The sequence below is a fragment of the Escherichia sp. 93.1518 genome (assembly GCF_013368915.2).
Taxonomy (GTDB): domain Bacteria; phylum Pseudomonadota; class Gammaproteobacteria; order Enterobacterales; family Enterobacteriaceae; genus Escherichia; species Escherichia ruysiae.
The window spans coordinates 1-353 of sequence record NZ_JABWMT020000113.1 but is presented as its reverse complement, the minus strand read 5'-3'; the positions used below and the strand labels follow the sequence as shown (position 1 = coordinate 353).

The following is a 353-nucleotide window of genomic DNA, read 5'->3' as shown; positions in this document are numbered from 1 at the left end:
ACCTCGGAATGCCGGAATCAGAATCCGGTGCCTTACCGCTTGGCGATACCCCAACAAATTTTTTCGAATTTGCCGAACGTATTCGACACATTCAGAATTTGGTGGCTACGACGGGATTCGAACCTGTGACCCCATCATTATGAGTGATGTGCTCTAACCAACTGAGCTACGTAGCCAGATTGTTTCTTCGATGGCTGGGGTACCTGGATTCGAACCAGGGAATGCCGGTATCAAAAACCGGTGCCTTACCGCTTGGCGATACCCCAATAACCGGGCGGTGAACCGCTTACTCGAAGAAGATGGCTGGGGTACCTGGATTCGAACCAGGGAATGCCGGTATCAAAAACCGGTGC

The 353-nt window shown here is 51.6% G+C and carries 2 tRNA genes; both read right to left on the bottom strand.

What is annotated here, in order from left to right:
• Positions 1-99: 99 nt before the first annotated feature.
• Positions 100-176 (bottom strand) — tRNA-Met (locus tag HEN21_RS22670).
• Positions 177-191: 15 nt separating this feature from the next.
• A tRNA-Gln gene (locus HEN21_RS22665) sits at positions 192-266 on the bottom strand.
• Positions 267-353: the final 87 nt, after the last annotated feature.